We start from the raw sequence: 15895 nt of genomic DNA on the forward strand, positions 1-15895 counted from the left end.
TCCTCCGTTGGGTTTATGCGGCCTGGGGTTGCAGTCGTTCAGCGGTGAGGCGACCGGCGGTGGCGGCATGGGCGCGGGCGGCGGATTCGGCGTTCGCCGGGTCACCAGCCAGGATGTGGCGCAGGATCTCGGCGTGCTCGTGGTGCCAGACCCGGGTGGCGTAGTTCGGTTCGCGCAACACGCTGGCCATCGAGCGCATCAGATGCGGCCACCAGGGCGCGGTGATATCCTCGATCGCCGGGTTGGCTGACAGGCGGTACAGTGCGCGGTGGAAATCGGTGTCGGCGCGGACCAGGATCGGGATCGGAGTGGCGGCGGTGAACTGCATGCCGTCCGCGAGTTGGCGCTGAAGCGCGTCGGTTTCCGCGGTGTTGGCGGTTCGGCCGGCCATGGTTTGAGCAGCGAGCCGGGCGGCGAGGCCGTCGATGGCTTCGCGGACCTGATACAACTGCCGGACCCGGAGCGGGTCGAGCGGGACGACGCGGAGGCCCTGGCGCCCAGCTTCCTCGACCAGGCCTTGGCGTTTCAGCAGATGCAAGGCGTGGCTGACCGGCTGACGCGACACGCCGAGGCCATCCGCGAGTTCGGCTTGGCGGATGCGTTGGCCGGGGGCGAGGCTGCCGTCGGCGATCGCCTGCAGGATCTGCTGGTAGGTGCGATCGACGAGGTTGAGGGTGGTGGTTAGCGGCTGCAACATGGAATTCGGAATTCCAGATTTACAGTCGAGAATTACGGCGGAAGCGGCTGCTCGTCAAGTGGTGCTGAGCAGTGGCCAAGGCGCGGTGGACACGGGTTCCGCGGCTCGGTCCCGCTCAGTCCGGTTGTCCCGTTCGCGGTTCATGGTGTTTGGCGAATAGTCTGGCACAGCGCTTGCCTATCTGAGATTCATAAGCTCGCCGCACCGTGCGTCCCCTTATCCGGGAGATCGTTCCATGCATCCTTCGCGTCGCAGCCTGACAAAACTGATCGGCTCCGCAACCATCGCATCGCTGTTCCGCTCCGGTGCCGCGCGATCGCAAGCCCGCAGCGTCAGCATCGGCATCACCTTGCCGCTGACCGGCGCGGGGGCGGAGGACGCGGTGAACATCCTGCACGGCGCGGTGCTTGCCATCGAGGAAGCCAACGCCGCGGGTGGTCCGGGCGGCTATCATGTGCAGATCGAGACGCTGGACAACGCTACCGCCACCGCCGGGCAGTATGATCCGATGCAGGCGGCGGTGAATGCCCGCAAGCTGGTGATCGACAAGAGCGTCGTCGGCGCGGTCGGCCCGATGAACAGCGGCAGTGGCAAAGCCATGGCGGCGATCCTCAGCCAGGCCGATCTGGCGACGGTGACCCCGAGTTCGACCAATCCCGACCTGACCGATCCGAAATTCGCAGCGCTTTATCGGCCGGGCGGAAAGGCGATCTACTTTCGCACCGTGACCACCGACTCGTACCAGGGTCCGAACATGGCGAACTTCATGGCGCAGCAACTGAAGATCAAATCGGTGTTCGTGCTGGACGACAGCGGCGCCTACGGCGTCGGCATCGCCGATGCGTTCCAGGCGCGAGCGGCGAAGATCGGGATCAACGTGCTGGGCCGCGACCGGGTCGATCCGTTGGCGGCTGATTACAGTTCGGTGCTGACCCGGGTGCGCGGGCTGGGAGCGCAGGCGCTATATTGCGGTTCCAGCGCGCTGGCCGGGATCAAGCTGGTCAAGCAGTCGTACGAGATCGCGCCGAACATGATCAAGGCGGGCGGCGACGGCTTGCACCAGGTGTCGGTCCTGGGGGGCGCCGGGTTTCCCGCGGCGGAGGGCTGGTACACCACGATCGCGGCGCCCCATATGCTGGACGATAAGGTGATGCAGCCCTGGATGGATCGTTACGTCAAGCGTTGGGGCACGCGGCCGGCGGATTATTCCATCACCGCCTATGACGCGGCGCAGGTTGTGCTGGCGGCCATAGCGGCAGTGGCGAAAACCGATCAGCCGGTGACCCGAGCGGCGGTGCGTGACGCGATCCAGGCCGGGCGGGTGAAAACGCTGCAGGGAGACTTGGCGTTCGATGGGAACGGTGACCTGGACTCGCACGTCGTCAGTGTGTTCCAGGTGAAGTTCGACCCGAATTATCCGCCGACAGATGTCGTGCACCAGTTCAAATACATCGGCGCGGCGCCGTCGGACGCGAGCTGACCGGCCGTTACGATTCCATAAGGGCGTGGGTGTCCTGCTCGGACAACGGGTGGGTGTCCTCTCCGGACAATGCGTGGGTGTCCTGCTCGGACCATACCAGGGTTGCCGGGTCGCCGGGTTCGGTGGGCTTGCGGTAGAAGGTCTGGTCGGGGACCAGGGCGGAGACCTCGTCGCCGGCCTCGGTCAGCAGTGCTACCCGCACCATCGAGCCCTGATACTCGACGGCGGTGACCTTGCCGTTGACGTAGGGGCCGTTGACGTGCGGGCCGTCCTGGGGTGTGCCGAGGCGGCAGCGGTCGGCGCGGACGGCGACCGGACCCTGGTTCGACCGCAGCACGTTGTGGCTGCCGATGAAGCGGGCGATGAATGGGCTTACGGGGCGTTCAAAGACGTCGCGAGGTGGGGCGGATTGGCGGATGTGGCCGTTCTCCATCACCACCATGAGGTCGGCCAGGGCCATCGCCTCATCCTGGCTGTGGGTGACGTGAATGAAGGTGATGGCGAGTTCGCGCTGCAGGCGCTTGAGTTCTTCGCGCACCTTGACGCGCAGGAAGGGGTCGAGCGCGGACAGTGGTTCGTCGAGCAGCAGCACCCGGGGGCGGTTGATCAGCGCGCGGGCCAGGGCGATGCGTTGTTGCTGGCCGCCGGATAGTTGCGCGGGCAGCCGGGTGGCGAAGTCGGCCATGTGCACCAGAGCGAGGTATTCGCGCGCTCGGTTGTGCCGCTCCTGCTTGGCGACGCCGCGCATTTTCAGGCTGAAGGCGACGTTATCGAGGCAGGACATGTGCGGGAACAGGGCGTAGCTTTGGAACATCATCGCGGTGCCGCGCTTGATCGGCGGCAGGTCGGAAACGTTCTGTCCGTGGATCAGGATGTCGCCGTCGGTGACCGCCTCGTGGCCGGCGATCATGCGCAGCGTGGTGGTCTTGCCGCAGCCGCTGGGACCGAGCAGGCAGCAATAGGTGGCGCGGGGGATGCGCAGGGAGATGGTATCGACGGCCAGGGTTGGGCCGTAGCGCTTGGTCACCGATATTAGTTCGACGTCGAAACGTGTATCCATTATCCGACCTTTGCCAATGTGCGGCCGCGCCGCCGCTGCAGCCGCAGCACGACCAGCAGCGAGACGGTGATCGCCAGGAACGACACGGCGGTGGTCAGCGTGCCGATGGCGAACAATGTGGGCGAGGTATCCGACGAGATCAGCGCGTAGATTTCCAGCGGCAGGGTGTTCTTCGGCCCGATCGTGAGCGTTGTGCGGGCGTATTCGTCGTATGACAGGGTGAAGGCGGCCATGGCGACGCCGATGATGCCGGGCAGCAGGATGGGGATGGTGATGTGGCGCAACCGCTGCCAGGCGTTGGCGCCGAGATCGGTGGCGGCTTCCTCCCACGAGCGGTTGAAGCGGTTGACCACGGCGAACATGGCGAACAGGCCGAACGGCAGGGTCCAGGTCAGTTGGGCGCCGAGCGCGGAGGTGAACAGGCTGGGTTGCAGACCGAGGAACTGGAAGCCGAGACCGATGCCGAAGCCGACCAGCAGGCTGGGCATCACCAGGCTGGCGACGGCGAGGTAGAACAGCACGCCCGATCCGGGGAAGCGGCGGCGGAAGCCAAGCCCGGCGGCGACCGAGATGATGACGGTCAGCACGCTGACCACGGCGCCGAGGGCGATCGAGCGTTCGAACGCCACCGGCAGGTTGGCCATCTGGCCTTTCTGGAACACCTCGCGGAACCAGACCAGCGAGGTGCCGACCATCGGGAAGGTGACACCGCCGTTGGGGCCTTGGAACGACAGCACGTAGATGACGAACATCGGCCCGTAGAGAAACAGCAGAAAGGCACCGAACAGGGTTGCCAGGGCGTAGAAGGTCCAGGGGCGTTTGTCGCTGATGCGGCTGGCCGGCATGCTATTTCACCAATTCCTTGCGGACGTCGACCACTTTCATCATCGCGGCGACCAGGATGGCGACGAAGACGACCAGCACCATGGCGTTGGCCGATGCCGGCGGGTACTGCATCGCCTGGATTTCGGTGGACAGCATCGAGACGATGGAGGCGCTTTGGCCGCCGCTCATTTGGCGGACGACAAAGTAGTCGCCCATCACCTGGGTGAACACCAGGATCGAGCCCAGGACGATGCCGGTTTTCGACAGCGGGATGACGATGTCGACCATGGTGCGCCATCGGCTGGCGCCGGCGTCGACCGCGGCTTCGAGCAAAGCGGGGTCGATTTTTGACAGTGAGTTGGCGATCGGGCCGACCATCAGCAGGGTGAACAGGTGGACGTAGGTGACGATGACGGCGAAGTCGGAAAACAGCAGGAAGGTCAGCGGGTGCGAGGTGATGCCGAGGCCCATCAGCAGTTGATTGAAGGCGCCGTTCCGGCCAAGGAATGGGATCCAGGCGATGGTGCGGATGATGCCGGAGGTCCAGAACGGAACGGCGCAGAGCAGGAAGAGCACGGTGCGGGTTATGTTGTTCCGGATGTGGAAGATAAGGAAGTATGCGATGTTGAAGCCGAGGAACAGGGTAATCGCCCAGACGATGAAGGCGAATCGGAGCGAACTGACGTAGACTCGCCAGGTGGCCGGCGTGGTCAGCAGTTCGCGGTAGTTGTCCAGCAGGAATGCCGGGTAGATGCCGACGCGGTCGTAGTCGTAGAAGCTGACGATCAGGAAAAGCGTGGTCGGCAGGGCGAACAGGACGATCAGGATCAGTGCCAGCGGGCTGACCTGAAGCCAGGATACCAGCCAGGGCGGCAGCCGGGTGGATCGATTTTGCCTGGACGTTGCAACCCCACGGCCGACCGCTACGACCGAACTGAGGCCGGCTGTGGTCATGCCGCCTGCTGGATGGCGTCGCGGCAGCGCATCAGCGGCATGATGCGGGTGCCGAACTGCTCCATGCCGATGACGAAGTCGTCGAAGGTCATCATCACGCCGCGCACGCCGGGGACCTCGGCCAGTTCGTCGAGCATCCGGGCGACCGTGGCGTAGGATCCGACCAGCACGCCCTGGTTGGTCGGCAGCTTGTCGGTGCCCATGATGCGGCGCCGGTTGGGTTGGGCGTAGATGTCGGTGCTGGGGTCGTCCTGTGCCTGTTCGTCGCGATAGGCCAGTGCCTCGAGGTCGGTTCCGGCTTTGTAGTGGTCCCATTTGGCGTCGGCGGCGGCATCGGTTTCGTCGGCGATGATCATGACCAGGATCAGGGCGCCGCAGTCGCGGCCGGTCTGCTTGTTGGCCTCGACCAGGCGGGCGACGCTGGGTGCGACGGAGGTGGGGGCGTTGTGGCCGAACGCGGCGCAGAAGTTGTAGTCGGCGTATTGCGCGGCGAATTTCGTGCCGGCATCGCTTTGCGCGGCGCAGATGATCGGGATTCTGGCGGTTGGCGTCGGCAGGCAACGGCAATCGTCCATCTGGAAGAAGTCACCACGGAAATCGGAACGGCCGTCTTGCCACAACTGGTTCATCACGGTGACGTATTCGGCGCAATACTCGTAGCGGCGCTTGTAGTGTTCGGCGCCCGGCCAGATGCCCATCTGGGTGTATTCACGGCGCTGCCAGCCGGAGATGATGTTCACGCCGAACCGACCGTGCGAGATGCTGTCGATGGTGACCGCCATGCGGGCGGCGATCGGTGGCGGCATGGTGAGCACGGCGCAGGTGGCGAACAGTTTTATCCGGCTGGTGGTGGCGGCGAGGCCGGCCATCAGGGTGAACGATTCCAGGTTGTAGTCCCAGAATCCCGACGGGCCGCCGAAGCCGTGCAGCTTGATCATCGACAGCGCGAAATCGAACCCGAACTGCTCGGCCTTATCGACAATCGTCTTGTTCAGATCGTAGCTCGGTTTGTATTGCGGCGAGGTGGTCGAGATCAGCCAGCCATTGTTGCCGATCGGAATGAAGACGCCTAGCTGCATGGCGGGGATTCCTGTTCAGGAGGTGATGAATTCGTTCCATCGGCGGGTCAAGTAGCGGTCCTGATCCATCACCGAGTTCCACACTGCGATGTTGCCTAGCCGTTCCCACATCGACCCGCCGTCGCGCACTTTGCCGGCTTTTTCCATGATTTTGCCGAACGGGCTGAGGATGTCGGCCTGGGCGGGCTTGCCGTCGAACCAGTAGGCCGCCTCGGCCGGGGTGAGAAATTTGCGCGCGTTGTCGGGCTGGGCGGAGTAGTAACCTTCACGGGCGATGAACGAGCCTTCGAAGCCGCTGGTGTACCAGTTCATGTACTCGTGGAAGCAGTCGAGTTTCAGGCCGTCGACGTGCTTCATGACACCGAGCGAATAACCCCAGCCGCGATAGCCTTCCTTGAGCGGTTGGAAGGTGCAGGGAATGCCGCGGGAGCGGACGGCGGCGACGGCGGGCGACCACATCGACTGGATCACCACCTCACCCGAGGCCATCAGGTTCACCGACTGATCGAACGACGTCCAGAACGAACGGAACTGGCCGGCCTGCTTGATGTCCAACATGATCTTGATGGTCTTGTCGATCTCATCCTTGGTCATGTTGCCCTTGTCGCCGTATTTGATATCGCCGCGCGCCTCCAGCGCCATCGCGACGTCGATCACGCCGATCGCCGGGTTGTCCTGGATGGCGGCCTTGCCCTTGAAATCCGGCGCCAGCAAGTCGGCCCAGCTATCGACCTTACGGTGGATCAGGTCGGGACGGATGCCCAACGTGTCGCCGTTGGTGACGGTGGGGATGACGGTCAACCATTCGGTTGGCGGGCCGCCGGTTGCCTTGTTGCCGGTGGCGTCGGTGGCATACAGCACCGAGGTCGGGGTGATGCCCTGCTGCGGCAGTTTGCGGCCATCCGGATACTCGCCCTTGGTGAAGAGCGGCATGGTCTGGTCCATATACTTGAACTTCGCCACCGGAATGGTCTGCAATATATTCCGCCCGATCAGGTAACGCATGTAGACGATGCTGACATCGGCGCAGTCGATCGCGTTGGAACTGGACAGAAAACGGTTCAGCAGGTCGGCGTTCTCCGCCGCCTGCATCTGGATGGTGAAGCCGAGGTCCTTGGTTGCCTGTTCGGCGATGGCCGGGATGGCGGTGACCGGCGGCCCGACGTGACGCAGGACGATGTTCTTGACGTTCTGGGCCCAAATGGTTGGGAAGCCGGTGAGGGCCCCCGATCCGGCGGCCGCGCCGGCGCCGGTCAACACGGCTCGGCGGGAGACGCCATGCGGCGGTGGCTTGGCGATGGCGGAGGTCATGATCGGGTTTTCCTTGCGGTCGGTTCAGAGGTCAGGTTCGGGTCATAATGCACATTAGCCTAGAGCGAACCGGTGATCGCTGCAATGCAGCATGGTACAAAATGCCCTGAAACTTTGCTGAGTCAAAGACCAGTTGCTTTGAATGAATGGTTTTTAGGCGATTCATGCACAATATGAGTCCATTCGCTGCGATAAGTTGCTGCCTGCTGTGCGATGCAACCGAAGCGTCCGTTTGGGACGGTGGGTCCGGCCTCGGGGCCGGAGGATGACACGCACCGCGCTCTATCGCATGGTGTCGCGGTGGATTTTGAAGGAGGAAACCAATGGGTATGCTTGACGGCAAGGTCGCGGTGGTGACGGGGGCCGGTGGCGGCATCGGACGGGCGACGGCGATCGCGCTGGCTGCGAATGGCGCGAAGGTCGTGGTCAACGACGTCGGGGCCACGGTGACCGGCGAGGGCCAGGATGTCGGTCCGGCGCAGCGCGTGGTGGCCGAGATCGAGCAGGCCAACGGCAAAGGCCGAGCAGTGGCGAACGGCGGCAGCGTGGCGAGTTGGGAAGACGCCCAGCGAATGGTGCAGGATGCGATCGATAATTTCGGTCGCATCGATATCGTGGTGAATAACGCCGGCATTCTGCGCGATCGCATGTTCCACTATATGTCGATCGAGGAATGGGACGCGGTGATCAAGGTGCACCTTTATGGTGCGTTCTATGTCTCGCGCGCGGCGATCCCGCATTTCCGCAAGCAGGAGAGCGGGTGCTATACCCACATCACCTCGACATCCGGTCTGATCGGCAGCGTGGGGCAGGTGAATTACGGTGCGGCCAAGCTGGGCATCGCAGGGTTGTCGCGCAACATTGCAATGGATATGCAACGGTATCATGTGCGGTCAAACTGCATCGGGCCGCACGCGTTCAGCCGGATGATTGAGACCGTGCCGGGACAGACCGAGGAACAGCTGCAGGCGCGCGCGGCGAAGACCCGGCCGGATCACATCGCGCAGTTGATCGCGTTTCTTGGGACCGACGCTGCCGCGGGGGTGTCGGGGCAGATTTTCGGGGTGCGGGGGAACGAGGTGTATCTGTACAACCAGCCGCGTCCGATCCGGATCATGGCACGCCCGGATGGCTGGACACCGGAAAAGCTGGCGGAACATTGGCTGCCGGCGGTGACCAACAGCTTCACGCCGTTGGAGCGGACGCGGGACGTATATCCCTGGGATCCGGTCTAAGTCGTCGTCTGATGGCCGGGTTCAGCCCGGCCATCGACGGTGGGCGACGGCCGTGACAACGGCGGTTTGACCGCCGCGCAATCCCCAAGGATCAACACCTTATGCCATCCAGACTTCGCGGCGCCGATATTGTCGTGCGGACACTTGGGCGCGCCGGCCACAGCGATATTTTCACGCTGTCCGGCAATCACATCATGTCGCTGTTCGACGCCGCGATCGAAACCAGGCTGTCTTTGCTGCATGTCCGTCATGAGGCGGCGGCGGTGCACATGGCCGACGCGTATGGACGTTTGACCGGACGTCCGGGGATCGCCTGGGTGACCGGCGGTCCGGGGCATGCCAATGCGGTGGGGGCGCTGTTCACCGCGCTGGGGCAGGAGACGCCGATGCTGCTGTTGTCCGGGCATACCGAGACTGATCAGCTTGGCCGCGGCGGATTTCAGGAGCTACGCCAGGTGGATATGGCGGCTCCGGTGTGCAAGGCGGCGTGGCTGGCGACCGATACCGCGACGGTCGGTATGGAGGTGGCTCGGGCGCTGCGGCTGGCGGCGTCGGGGCGGCCGGGACCGGTGCATCTGAGCCTGCCCTCGGATGTGCTGGATGCCTCGGTGGCGGAGGATGCCGTGGTGTGGCCGGAGGTGGCCGATTTCACCGCGCCGGCGTTGGCGCTGGATGACGCGGCGGCGGACGCGGTGCTGGCGCTGTTGACGGCGGCGAAGCGGCCGCTGGTGATCGGTGCGCCGGTGCTGGCGACTCGTTCGGGGCGTGACCTGTTGCGCCGGATCGAGCAAGCGCTGCGGGTTCCGGCCTGCCTCAGCGAGGGGCCACGCGGCTTCAACGATGCCAGCCTGGGCGCCTACGCCAAGGTGGCCGAGCGGGCCGATCTGGTGGTGCTGTTGGGGAAGGCGCTGGATTTCACCTTGAAGTTCGGGGCGTTGCCGTTCGCGCCGGAGTGCCGGTTCGTCGCCATTGATCCGGATGGGGCGATCCTGCAACGAGCGGCTCGGGGTCGCGGACTGGCGTTCGGCTGCGTGGCGGACACCTATCCGGCCGGGGAGGCGTTGATCGCCCGGGGACGGGCTCGGGAAGACGCGGCCTGGCTGGCGGAGGCGCGGTCGTGCTTCGACGATCGGCCGGCGGAATGGGCGGAGCTGGCGTCGAAAACCCAGGGCATGCTGCATCCGGCGCAGGTTTTCCGGAGCTTGCAGAGGTTCCTCGATGCCGATCCGGACAGCGTGCTGATCTGCGACGGCGGTGAGTTCGCGCAGTGGGGCCAGGCGATGCTGCGCAACGACCGGCGCATGATCAACGGCGTGGCGGGATCCATCGGGTCGTCACTGCCGATGGCCTGCGCCGCACGCGTGGTCGAGCGCCGTGCGCCGGTGTTCGCGGTGATGGGAGACGGCACGTTCGGGTTCCATATGGCGGAGATTGAAACCGCCGTGCGCCTCGATCTGCCGTTCGTTGCCATTGTCGGTACCGACCGCCGGTGGAACGCCGAATATAACCTGCAGGTGCGGGACTATGGTCCGAACCGCGCGCATGGCTGTGAGCTGAACGCGACGCGATACGATCTGGTGGCGACGGCGCTGGGTGGGCATGGCGAACTGGTCACCGCGGCCGGCGACATGTCGGGCGCAATCGAGCGATCGTTGGCCAGCCGCAAGCCGGCGGTGGTCAATGTCATGATCGAGAGCATCGCCTCGCCGGTGGTTCGGCGTTAGTGCCCCGAGGATGCGGGGTTCTGTAGTCGCTTCGCATCGTCCGCTGGCGATTTCGTTCTAATATCAGACCAATAATTTCTGTATAGCTGAGTGGGCATGCAGATTGCATGGCCGCGGCCGCGCGGCTGCGTGAAAACGCTGGCGCCGATCAATGCCTAATCCGAAGCGTTTCGCCAACGTCAAGCAGAAGGTTCTGGTCATGTCGCAGGGCACTTTAAGGCACAACTGTCTGGGTTTCACTGAATTGCTGGCGCAAGGCATCGCGCTGATCTCACCGACGATGACCGCTGCCTTGATCATTCCTGTAATGTATGGAAACACCGGTGACTGGAGCTGGCTGTCGTACGCGCTCGGCACCGTGATGCTGTTGTTCGTTGCGCTGAACCTCAATCAATTTGCCCGCCGCTCGACCTCGGCGGGTTCGATGTATGCTTACATCTGTCGCGGGCTTGGTTTTACCGTGGGGGCGATCGGTGGCTGGTCGCTGATATGGGCTTATCTGGGGATTTCGATGGCAGGCGTCGCCGGGTTCTCCATTTTCGCCGAGAAGTTGTTCGAGATGGCCGGCATCCATGTGCCGCTGCTGGCCTTGGCCGCGGCCTGCGTGCTGATGGCATGGTTCTGCGCCTGGAAGGACGTCAAGGTCTCGGCGGTGCTGATGCTGGCACTGGAAGGAATTTCCATGACGCTGATCCTGCTGTTGTGCGTGATCAGCTTGTTTCAACATAACTTCGCAATCGACCACGCGCAGTTCGACACCGCGAACCTGCCGCTGTCGGGGCTTGGGCTTGGGGTGGTGGTGGCGATCTTCAGCCTGGTGGGTTTCGAGTGTGCCACGGCGTTTGGTGATGAGGCGCGCGATCCGCTGCGGACCATTCCGCGCGCGGTGATCCTCAGTCTGCTGATCTCGGGTGCGTTCTTCGTGTTTGTGACCTACGTGATGGTGCAGGCGACGCATGGGGCGAAGCCGCCGCTCGATCAGATGGACGCGCCGCTCAACGCCATGGCCGCCATGGTGCATGTGCCGCTGCTGCAGATCCCGCTGTCGCTGGGGGCGATGGTGAGCTTCTTCGCGTTGTGCCTGTCCTGCATCAATGCCGGTGGCCGGTTGATCTTCGCGATGGGACGCCACGGCCTGTTCCATCCGGCGACCGCCGGCGCGCACGACGTGAACGCGACGCCGCATGTCGCGGTCTCGGTGATGGGGGTGATCGCCTTCGTGGTGCCGGCGCTGGGCCTGTTGTGGGGTCTGGCACCGCTGGATATCTTTAGCTATGTCGGCACCTTCGCCGCATTTGGGTTTCTGGTGCCGTATATCCTGATCACCGTTGCCGCACCCGCCTATCTGGCAAAGCGGTCGCAACGTCGTCCGCTGGACGTGGTGATCTGCGTGGCGTCGCTGGCGCTGCTGGTCATCCCGACCGTCGGTAGCGTCTATCCGGTGCCAGCCGCGCCGGTGGTCTATTTCCCTTATGTTTTTCTGGTCTACCTGGTGGCGGGCATTACCTGGATCCTGAGCGTGCGCCGGCGCAAGCCGGAGGCGTTGGTGGAGATCCAGCAGGATCTGGATCTGGCACATGCGCGCCATCAGGTCGCCTGAGGGTTGAATGAACGTTCGCGTTGCCGCGTTGTGGCGCTATCCGGTCAAGGGACTGCGTGGTCAGCCGGTGCAGGCGATCGAGGTCGAACGCTGTGGCTTCGCGAACGATCGGCGCTGGATGGTGGTGGATTCCAACGGTCGCTTCCTAACACAGCGGGAATTGCCGGTGATGGCGACGATTTCCGCCGAGCTGGTGGCGGACGGACTGGTTCTGCGCACCGAGGGCGATCGGGGGGTTTTTGTCCCGCGACCGGCAATTGACGTCGAAACGATATCGGTCACCGTGTGGCGCAGCACGGTGCCTGCCGCGCGGGCGCATCAAGCCGCGACGGACTGGCTGAAGGCGGTGCTTGGTCGGCCATGCCAGTTGGTCTATCTGGCAAATTGCGATGCCCGGCCGGTGGACCCGGACTATGGACAGCCGGACGATCGCGTCAGTTTCGCGGACGGGTTTCCGGTGTTGCTGACGTCGATGGATTCACTCGCGGACCTGAATCGCCGTCTGGCGCAGCCGGTGCCGATGCATCGCTTCCGACCCAACCTCGTCATCGAACATGGCGGCGCGTGGGCCGAGGACGGCTGGCGCCGGGTGCGGGTGGGAAAAGTGGAGTTCCGGCTGCCGAAGTCATGCAGTCGCTGTGTGGTGACAAGCGTTGACCAACAGAGCGGGGAAAGACCGAACCCGCATGAGCCACTGCATACACTGGGGACATTTCGCCGGGCCGCGGGCGGGGTGATGTTCGGGCAGAACATGATCCCCCAGACGTTGGCCCGCGTAGCAGTCGGCGATCCGGTGACGGTGCTGGAAACCGGCACGCCGAATGTTCCGGCCCGCGCGCTCAGCGCTGGGTGATGGCATTACTGGTCTACCTCGCGGCGGCGCTGGCCGAAATCGCTGGTTGCTTCGCTTTCTGGGCGTGGTTGCGTCTGGGCCGGCCGGCGTGGTTGATCGTGCCTGGGGTGGCGTCATTGGTGGTGTTTGCCTGTCTGCTCACCTTGATCGACACCAATGCTGCAGGCCGAGCCTACGCGGCCTATGGCGGGATCTATATCCTGATGTCGCTGGTTTGGCTGTGGATGGTCGAGGGTCATCGTCCGGACCGTTGGGACCTTGTTGGTGTGATGGTCTGTCTGGCCGGAAGCGCGCTGATCCTGTTCGGCCCGCGCGAGGGCTAGATCAGCCCCGCCGGTGCCGGCTGATTGACGCGGCACTTCGCAGCACGCACGCTCTTGGCGGCACGCAACGAAAGGGAGCCACGATGTCACGTCCATTCGAGGGCATCCGCGTCATCGACATCACCCATGTCCTGGCTGGGCCGTTCGCGGCCTATCAGCTTGGGCTGATGGGCGCCGACGTGATCAAGGTGGAACATCCGGATGAGCCCGATCAGAGCCGCGATTCGGGCACCGACGCCGATTTGAACCATGCTGGCATGGGGACCGGGTTTCTTACTCAGGGGTCGAACAAGCGCGCCATCACGCTGAACCTGAAAACCGAGAAGGGGCGGGAGATCCTGAAGCGGCTGGTGGCGACGGCGGATGTGCTGGTGGAGAACTATCGGCCGGGGGCGTTCGAGGCGCTGGGGCTGGGTTATGAGGACCTGCGCGCGATCAATCCGAAGCTGATCTATGCGTCGTTCTCGGCGTTCGGTCAGGATGGTCCGAAGCGCCAGCGCACCGCTTATGACCATGTCATCCAGTCGACCTCGGGCATCATGGCGATGACCGGCACGCCGGAGGTCAATCCGATCAAGATCGGTGCTCCGGCGATCGATTACGCGACCGGGACGATGGGTGCGTATGCGCTGTCCGCCGCACTGTTCCAGCGCGAACGTACCGGGCAGGGCCAGCGGATCGACATGGCGATGCTGGATGTCGCGATGATGCTGATGGCGAGCCATGTCACCGGCTATCTGCGCAACGGCAAGCATCCGCGGCCGTCGGGCAACCGCATGCCGCACGCGACCTCGATGGCGTATCAGACGGCCGCCGGAATGGTGATGCTGGGGGCGTCGAACCTGCGCCAGCAGAAGCGGTTGTGGACGGTGCTGGAGCGGCCCGAGCTGATCAAGCGCAGCAACGACGAACGCGACGCCGATCATCAGCGTGAGGCCTCGGTGCTGGGCGAGATCATGCTGACGCGGACGGCCGCCGAGTGGGAGGAGTATCTGCAGCAGCGGCACGTGCCGGCGTCCCGGGTGCGGACGATGGGGGAGGCACTCGCCGACCCGCAACTGGCGTCGCGTGGTCTGCTGCACCGGGCGGACGCCACGCCGGGAATCGAAGGGTCGTTCAGCGTGCCGGTCGCGGCGTTCAAGTTCGGTCACGACGGGCCACGAGTTGACCGGCCGCCGCCGATGTTCGGTCAGCACAATGACGAGGTCTTAGGCGAACTCGGCTACAGCTCGGCCGACATCGCCGGATTTCGTTCCGCGCGGATCATCTGAATGGGATGTTGCATATGAAACTGGGACGGCTTGGGGTTTGGTATTCCCCGGACAAACATGCCGGTGCGCAGCAGATCGCGGCATTCGTCAAGACGGTCGAGAGACACGGCTACGATACGCTGTGGTATCCCGAATCGCGCGGTTATGAGTCGTTCACGGTGGCTGGCTATATGCTGTCGCACAGCGACAGGTTGCAGATCGGCAGTTCGATCGCGTCAATCTATGCGCGCGATGCGTTCACCTCGCAGCGCGGGATGATCAGTCTGAACCAGTTGTATGGGGATCGCTTCATCCTCGGGCTGGGGGTCAGCCATATGCCGATGGTCGAAGGTGTCCGCGGGCATGTTTATCAGAAGCCGGTGCCGGCGATGCGGTCATACCTCGAGGCGATCAGGAAGGGCGAGGCGGGTGCGGACGAATTTCCGATCTGCATCGCCGCGCTGGGGCCGCTGATGCTGAAGCTGGCCGGGCAGATGACACGCGGGGCGGTGCCGTATAATACGACACCAAAACATACAGCCGAGGCGGCGAAGATCCTGGGTCCCGACAAATGGTTGGCGATCGAGCAAAAAGTGACGATCGAGGCCGACCCGATCAAGGCTCGGGCGTTGGGGCGGGAAGAGCTTTCTCGCTATATGGTGTTGGACAATTACCGCAATTCCTGGTTGGGCATGGGCTTCACCGAGGCTGATCTTTCGAACGGCGGTTCGGACGCGTTCATCGATGCGATGGTGCTATGGGGCAGCGTGGAGGAGGTCAAATCCGGGCTGCGGGCTCATTTCACTGCCGGGGCGACGCACGTGGCGATCCAGCCGGTGCATCGGATGGGGGATACCTCGGGGCGGGACGCGATGCTGGCGGCGCTGGCCGATACCTGAGTGGCGGGCGCGACGCGAAACAAAAAGCCTGCTACAATCCCACGATGAGCGTGTCCCTGCGCAAGCCGATGACGGTTGAGGCGTTCCTAACCTGGGAGGAACGCTGGGAGTTCGACGGTTTGGGACCGGTGGCGATGACCGGCCGGACCAACGCGCATGAAGCGATCGGGGGCAATCTTCGGTCACTGCTGCTTCAGGCGTTGCGGGGAACCCCATGCGCGGTGCGTGGGCCTACGTTGAAGATCGAAGCATCCGGGCGAATCCGGTATCCCGATGCTTTCATTTTTTGCTCCGCTGCCAGGCGCGACCAAACGGTGATCGCCGATTCGGTCGTCGTGTTTGAAGTGCTGAGCCAATCCACCTCGCGGATCGACCGGATCGAAAAGCTGCGGGAATATCAGGCCACGCCGTCGATCCGGCGCTATGTGATCCTGGAGCAGGACGCCGTTGCCGCGACGGTCTATCTGAAGCGAGACGAATCATGGACCGTCAGCGTACTGACCGGAGACGCCGTGCTGGCGATGCCCGAGGTCAACGCCGAGATACCACTGCCGGGGGTATACGCCGACGTCGAGCTTCCCTCGGCTGATACCGCGGAAGGCTGA

General features: G+C 64.0%; 15 protein-coding genes. 9 read left to right on the forward strand and 6 right to left on the reverse strand.

The features are described 5' to 3' along the window. Positions 1-13: 13 nt before the first annotated feature. Positions 14-697, reverse strand: a complete 684-nt coding sequence (locus ACQY4T_RS09800) for a GntR family transcriptional regulator (RefSeq protein WP_428540848.1) — start codon at positions 695-697, stop codon at positions 14-16. A gap of 235 nt (positions 698-932) precedes the next feature. On the opposite strand from ACQY4T_RS09800, the gene ACQY4T_RS09805 reads away from it, so the two are divergent. Continuing rightward, positions 933-2177, forward strand: a complete 1245-nt coding sequence (locus tag ACQY4T_RS09805) for a branched-chain amino acid ABC transporter substrate-binding protein (RefSeq protein WP_428540851.1) — start codon at positions 933-935, stop codon at positions 2175-2177. 7 nt (positions 2178-2184) lie between these two features. Here the strand turns inward: ACQY4T_RS09805 and ACQY4T_RS09810 are convergent, their stop codons facing one another. Genes ACQY4T_RS09810 through ACQY4T_RS09830 form a run of 5 tightly spaced genes read right to left on the reverse strand, consistent with a single transcriptional unit; the run spans position 2185 to position 7406 of the window. Continuing rightward, positions 2185-3237: an ABC transporter ATP-binding protein gene (locus tag ACQY4T_RS09810; protein ID WP_428540854.1), complete on the reverse strand. Its 1053-nt coding sequence runs from the start codon at positions 3235-3237 to the stop codon at positions 2185-2187. Further along, entirely contained in the window at positions 3237-4082 is an 846-nt protein-coding gene (locus ACQY4T_RS09815; RefSeq protein WP_428540857.1) for an ABC transporter permease, read from the reverse strand. The genes ACQY4T_RS09810 and ACQY4T_RS09815 overlap by 1 nt, the downstream gene beginning before the upstream one ends. 1 nt (position 4083) lies before the next feature. Next, entirely contained in the window at positions 4084-5016 is a 933-nt protein-coding gene (locus ACQY4T_RS09820; protein WP_428540860.1) for an ABC transporter permease, read from the reverse strand. Beyond that, positions 5013-6095: a pyrimidine utilization protein A gene (gene rutA / locus ACQY4T_RS09825; RefSeq protein ID WP_428540863.1), complete on the reverse strand. Its 1083-nt coding sequence runs from the start codon at positions 6093-6095 to the stop codon at positions 5013-5015. Before rutA ends, ACQY4T_RS09820 begins: the two co-directional genes overlap by 4 nt. A 15-nt stretch (positions 6096-6110) precedes the next feature. After that, the gene (locus ACQY4T_RS09830; protein WP_428540866.1) at positions 6111-7406 is read right to left on the reverse strand and encodes an ABC transporter substrate-binding protein; all 1296 of its coding nucleotides are present in this window, start codon (positions 7404-7406) and stop codon (positions 6111-6113) included. 323 nt (positions 7407-7729) lie between these two features. On the opposite strand from ACQY4T_RS09830, the gene ACQY4T_RS09835 reads away from it, so the two are divergent. The 8 genes from ACQY4T_RS09835 (at position 7730) to ACQY4T_RS09870 (ending at position 15895) form a co-directional block, all read left to right on the forward strand. Beyond that, a complete protein-coding gene (locus ACQY4T_RS09835) occupies positions 7730-8641 on the forward strand; it encodes an SDR family NAD(P)-dependent oxidoreductase (RefSeq protein WP_428540869.1) in 912 nt (303 codons plus the stop codon). Positions 8642-8742: 101 nt separating this feature from the next. Beyond that, the gene (locus tag ACQY4T_RS09840; protein ID WP_428540872.1) at positions 8743-10365 is read left to right on the forward strand and encodes a thiamine pyrophosphate-binding protein; all 1623 of its coding nucleotides are present in this window, start codon (positions 8743-8745) and stop codon (positions 10363-10365) included. 151 nt (positions 10366-10516) lie between these two features. Continuing rightward, on the forward strand, positions 10517-11965 hold the full coding sequence (locus ACQY4T_RS09845) for an APC family permease (protein WP_428540875.1): 1449 nt from the start codon (positions 10517-10519) through the stop codon (positions 11963-11965). Between the two features lie 7 nt (positions 11966-11972). Continuing rightward, positions 11973-12818: an MOSC domain-containing protein gene (locus tag ACQY4T_RS09850; RefSeq protein ID WP_428540878.1), complete on the forward strand. Its 846-nt coding sequence runs from the start codon at positions 11973-11975 to the stop codon at positions 12816-12818. Next, positions 12818-13141 (forward strand): YnfA family protein, encoded by a 324-nt coding sequence (locus tag ACQY4T_RS09855; protein ID WP_428540881.1) that lies wholly within the window; start codon positions 12818-12820, stop codon positions 13139-13141. Before ACQY4T_RS09850 ends, ACQY4T_RS09855 begins: the two co-directional genes overlap by 1 nt. Before the next feature lie 83 nt (positions 13142-13224). Further along, positions 13225-14412 (forward strand): CaiB/BaiF CoA transferase family protein, encoded by a 1188-nt coding sequence (locus ACQY4T_RS09860; RefSeq protein ID WP_428540884.1) that lies wholly within the window; start codon positions 13225-13227, stop codon positions 14410-14412. A 14-nt stretch (positions 14413-14426) separates the two neighbouring features. Then, a complete protein-coding gene (locus ACQY4T_RS09865; protein WP_428540887.1) occupies positions 14427-15290 on the forward strand; it encodes a TIGR03620 family F420-dependent LLM class oxidoreductase in 864 nt (287 codons plus the stop codon). A gap of 44 nt (positions 15291-15334) precedes the next feature. Continuing rightward, positions 15335-15895, forward strand: coding sequence for a Uma2 family endonuclease (locus tag ACQY4T_RS09870; RefSeq protein WP_428540890.1), 561 nt, complete (start codon positions 15335-15337; stop codon positions 15893-15895).

Source organism: Rhodopila sp. (assembly GCF_965277825.1).
GTDB lineage: Bacteria > Pseudomonadota > Alphaproteobacteria > Acetobacterales > Acetobacteraceae > Rhodopila.

Coding starts and splice junctions, on each gene's coding strand:
- ACQY4T_RS09805 (WP_428540851.1), top strand. CDS start 933: ATGCATCCTTCGCGTCGCAGCCTGACAAAACTGATCGGCTCCGCAACC.
- ACQY4T_RS09850 (WP_428540878.1), top strand. CDS start 11,973: ATGAACGTTCGCGTTGCCGCGTTGTGGCGCTATCCGGTCAAGGGACTG.
- rutA (WP_428540863.1), bottom strand. CDS start 6,095: ATGCAGCTAGGCGTCTTCATTCCGATCGGCAACAATGGCTGGCTGATC.
- ACQY4T_RS09865 (WP_428540887.1), top strand. CDS start 14,427: ATGAAACTGGGACGGCTTGGGGTTTGGTATTCCCCGGACAAACATGCC.
- ACQY4T_RS09815 (WP_428540857.1), bottom strand. CDS start 4,082: ATGCCGGCCAGCCGCATCAGCGACAAACGCCCCTGGACCTTCTACGCC.
- ACQY4T_RS09820 (WP_428540860.1), bottom strand. CDS start 5,016: ATGACCACAGCCGGCCTCAGTTCGGTCGTAGCGGTCGGCCGTGGGGTT.
- ACQY4T_RS09840 (WP_428540872.1), top strand. CDS start 8,743: ATGCCATCCAGACTTCGCGGCGCCGATATTGTCGTGCGGACACTTGGG.
- ACQY4T_RS09845 (WP_428540875.1), top strand. CDS start 10,517: ATGCCTAATCCGAAGCGTTTCGCCAACGTCAAGCAGAAGGTTCTGGTC.
- ACQY4T_RS09800 (WP_428540848.1), bottom strand. CDS start 697: ATGTTGCAGCCGCTAACCACCACCCTCAACCTCGTCGATCGCACCTAC.
- ACQY4T_RS09810 (WP_428540854.1), bottom strand. CDS start 3,237: ATGGATACACGTTTCGACGTCGAACTAATATCGGTGACCAAGCGCTAC.
- ACQY4T_RS09855 (WP_428540881.1), top strand. CDS start 12,818: ATGGCATTACTGGTCTACCTCGCGGCGGCGCTGGCCGAAATCGCTGGT.
- ACQY4T_RS09830 (WP_428540866.1), bottom strand. CDS start 7,406: ATGACCTCCGCCATCGCCAAGCCACCGCCGCATGGCGTCTCCCGCCGA.
- ACQY4T_RS09860 (WP_428540884.1), top strand. CDS start 13,225: ATGTCACGTCCATTCGAGGGCATCCGCGTCATCGACATCACCCATGTC.
- ACQY4T_RS09870 (WP_428540890.1), top strand. CDS start 15,335: ATGAGCGTGTCCCTGCGCAAGCCGATGACGGTTGAGGCGTTCCTAACC.
- ACQY4T_RS09835 (WP_428540869.1), top strand. CDS start 7,730: ATGGGTATGCTTGACGGCAAGGTCGCGGTGGTGACGGGGGCCGGTGGC.